This window comes from Deferrisoma palaeochoriense (assembly GCF_054656955.1).
In genome coordinates, this window is sequence record NZ_BAAHXI010000131.1 from 1 (window position 1) to 3,574 (window position 3,574).

Genomic DNA, 3,574 nt, shown 5'->3' on the forward strand with positions numbered 1-3,574 from the left:
AGTTTCTCTATTTTCTGAACCTTCCAGTCCCCACTGATGTTGTAGCTTATACTCCCGCGGTACTGGGTCATCCACTCACCAATCTCTGGCAACCATGTCTTGGACAAGTACACAACGACTTCTGAGAGCTTATCCGAAGGCCCGAAATGCACCGCAAGCCCCTCATCACAATAATAAAGTACGGTTTCATATTTAGCGCCCATTACTGTTCTGTCTTTCACGGCGGTAGGGCGCCCAAGCTTGTCTGTAACTTCATCTATACTGAGTTCCGGATATACCTTTACCCCATTGACCATCTTACCTTCAAGGTCGCAATCGTATTTCGCCGGCTCACCTATTCCAATCGGTGTAACGTTTGTTATTAGACTGGTGTGTATGTATCCATAAGGCTGATTGCCTTTCTTGTCGGATTCAAGAAATACCGCACGCCATCCATCAACTTCGTCATTGACGTAAATCTTCGTCCCAGCGTCAAGCGTCGCGACAATGGGCGCACTGGTGGTCGGCCTAGCGCGCACATTTGCATTCTTTGTGACGTAAGCCGTGTACTCTGCTGCCATTACTGAAACGGCACAGAAAATTGCGAAAATGCATTGTACCAAACTAGTTCCTCGTCGCATTCGTCGCCCTCCTCAGTTCTCCTAGAGTATCTCTTGCCAGCCTTGTCTACCGTTCCAGAATAAGCCCGCAATTGGTGATGGATCGGGAAAAACTGATCCGATAAAAACCTATGGTCGTGACGTTTGGGTGACAATAAAATGTAGAGTGTCTGTTTGACCTGTGCGTGTACTTATGGTATCCGGACCGCTGCTCTGCAAAGACGAATAACAGAGCCGCAGCGAGGGGGAAGCCCTTCTGCTGCGGTTTAAGGCGGCCATCGACCCGACCAGACTACAAAGCATCTTTCTCGGATTCTGCGAGAAGCGCGTTATATTTTTTGAGAGCCTCCTCCCATTCTGGCTTTGCCTCTACTGTCAGTCGTAGATATCCACGTCCTCTAGTCAGCCCCAGCAATTCTAGCGCGACGACCTTTGTTTCTGACTCAAAAACGCTTGCCCACATCCCACAACCCGGATATGCCAGGCACTGATAAAATTCGTCCTGTTGGTCCCAGAGTTTCAAGCCGACGATCTGCGTACCGCTCGTCTTTTTGTATTTCTCCGACAATAGAGTTGACAACTCGTCGAATCGTGCCTTTCCCTCGGTTCCGTACGGATCCTCTGCAATATCCTTTGTCACGACAGATATTTTACAGAGACCCATGTCTGCATCAAACACAAGGTGGTAAAATTCAGCATCCCTTAAGTTCTTGGGCATGCTGCTGCCTCCATACACCGCCAAGTTCCTATCCTCCCTTTCCTTTGTCATCGACACTCCCGCCTGCTCAACGTCCGCAGGACTCATCCCCCAGATCAGTCCGAACATCGTCTCCCCCCCGGCCGCAGAAACGCCAACCTGCAACAGAGCCAAAACAACAGCCCAAAAAACTCTCATGGCACCCCTCCTGATTCTTTCGTAGTTTCTGATCAAAAGACATACTTCAGCAAAACCACCCAATATCTACTCGCCATCCTCTCGCCGGCCCCACATCCGGCGTGACCTCCGCCACATGCCTTTTCGTTTCGGTATTTTTTTCGATCTCAATTAACACAGGATCGTCTCGCCCACGATTCTACATCAAATTTTTTTCTCGTCTAGATGTCAAAATTTCTAGAAAACCGGAGAAACCTACGAAAAACGCGCGCGTCGACGCACGCCAGGACAGGATATATGGCGATTCTTCTCTGCCAGCAACGTATACAAAGTTTGCGTTTTGTAAATTTCCTCATGTATAGCATCAATCACTCAGAGCACTTTCTCCATCCATGCTTGATTTCAAGGCACCGCTTCATTTCGTCTGCTATCAAAAACGGGTTGGCAGTAGCGCCAAAATGATGCGAGCGCTGCAACGCAACGCCTTCGCAGTCGTACTTGTCTCGTTCAAAATCTGATATTGTCTTTGTTGGGTGGCAGTACCGAGTTGCGCAACCAGAAAAAACAAGGAGACTGAACAAGCTAAACAACACGATCCGTTTCATTTGACGCTTCTCCTTCGCCAAATTGTTTAAGAGCAACACACTGTGCGACTTGTTAACGAGAAAATCCAAATAATATGATCGATATTGGAATGTTTTCGTTTCACAGGTCTTGATGCGCGGCTAACTGGAAATCCTCAGCAGCGAGAACACTTAATTGCACATCCACAGACCAAACTGCTTATTATCGGCATCCTTAACAGCAATTGACTTCAAAATTACTCTTCTCCCTTTCTTCGACACCAGGACGGCTCCATCAGAGATAGCACGACCACCGCTTACTATGCATCCTTCGAAGCCGGCTTGACACGCCTTGAACGTCAACTCGACATTCAGGCTGCCCCCATTTTCTTTAAGTGCCTTAGCCTGCTCAACCTCCATGGGGATACCAAACCTAATCCCATCAATGGGGCTTTCATTAATATGAATAATGCCTGGCTGTGCACGGTCTGCTTCACAACTCTGGCCGGCCTTTAACAGGAACAAGAGACTCCATGCGTAGACGTGAGTAAACGCACCAATTCGACTCGCGTTCGCCACGAACACCCATTCCACCCAGCGAACAAGGTCGTCTTCCTGGCCCCAACGGGGATACTCGGGAGGGAAAAACCACCCCGAGTCAATAAGGTCTAATCCTGCCGTGGAAAAAGTTCTTATGGTTTGCCCGTATAATATAGGCAACCACAAAATCCCCTTGTCGATGTCATATCGCGTTACTGAGGTTGGAAGTTCTACCGTGCTCAAAATATATGGCGATCGGTTTCCCTCCTTGAAAACTCGAATCCGATAATCTTCTTCAGTTTCGAACTCATCCCTATTCTTTGGAAAGAGAAGCTCTTTATCGGGCGGAAACTGATATGACTTTATAGAATCTGCCACCGCTATTCCAGCGAATTTATCCAAACCCTTCTTCTTTAAGTCATTGAGCAGGCGCTCCGCCGTTCTCCTAAACATTTCAAATGCTTCTTTTTGATCTTTCAGACGATCTTTTCTTTGTAGATCTAGCGCATAAATGCTATTGCCAGGTACAAACCCGCGCAAAATCCAATCAACTAAATGGTCTAGATCGGCATCTAGGTAAACCGCAGCCCCCAAACGCAAGTCTATGAGCTTTTGACGCGTACGGTTTACCCCATCTTGCCGGTGAACCTCGTAGGGAGACATAGACATACACACATATTTAAGATACAGACTCGCGTCGGTCTCCCCATAGCGGTGCTCGATGTCTTCTATATCATCTAAGCACCCATTGTAATCTTCGTCCAGCCCCTTTTGGGCCGCTTTTCTAAGGCGTTTATGGTATTCCCTATCCGAACAAACTGCTTCTACATTCACCAAAGATGCACAATAATATGGCATGGTGCACTCATTGCGAACCAATAGAAGTTGCACTCTGCCATCATGGCTTACGTCTTGCAGAAAGTATTCGATCGGATGGGCATCATCAACGATTTGGCGGTTGACCGCCAGCACGATATCGCCCTGTTTTATGGCATTGT

General features: G+C 47.8%; 4 protein-coding genes. All 4 read right to left on the minus strand.

Annotated features, from left to right (window positions below):
- Nucleotides 1-620: SH3 domain-containing protein (locus tag ACYQ8L_RS18275; protein ID WP_459943253.1), on the minus strand; the 620-nt coding region annotated here is incomplete at its 3' end.
- Between the two features lie 271 nt (nucleotides 621-891).
- Nucleotides 892-1,494 (minus strand): hypothetical protein, encoded by a 603-nt coding sequence (locus ACYQ8L_RS18280; protein ID WP_459943254.1) that lies wholly within the window; start codon nucleotides 1,492-1,494, stop codon nucleotides 892-894.
- Between the two features lie 347 nt (nucleotides 1,495-1,841).
- Nucleotides 1,842-2,078 (minus strand): hypothetical protein, encoded by a 237-nt coding sequence (locus tag ACYQ8L_RS18285; RefSeq protein WP_459943255.1) that lies wholly within the window; start codon nucleotides 2,076-2,078, stop codon nucleotides 1,842-1,844.
- Nucleotides 2,079-2,228: 150 nt separating this feature from the next.
- Nucleotides 2,229-3,574: hypothetical protein (locus ACYQ8L_RS18290; RefSeq protein WP_459943256.1), on the minus strand; the 1,346-nt coding region annotated here is incomplete at its 5' end.

Coding starts and splice junctions, on each gene's coding strand:
- ACYQ8L_RS18280 (WP_459943254.1), bottom strand. CDS start 1,494: ATGAGAGTTTTTTGGGCTGTTGTTTTGGCTCTGTTGCAGGTTGGCGTT.
- ACYQ8L_RS18285 (WP_459943255.1), bottom strand. CDS start 2,078: ATGAAACGGATCGTGTTGTTTAGCTTGTTCAGTCTCCTTGTTTTTTCT.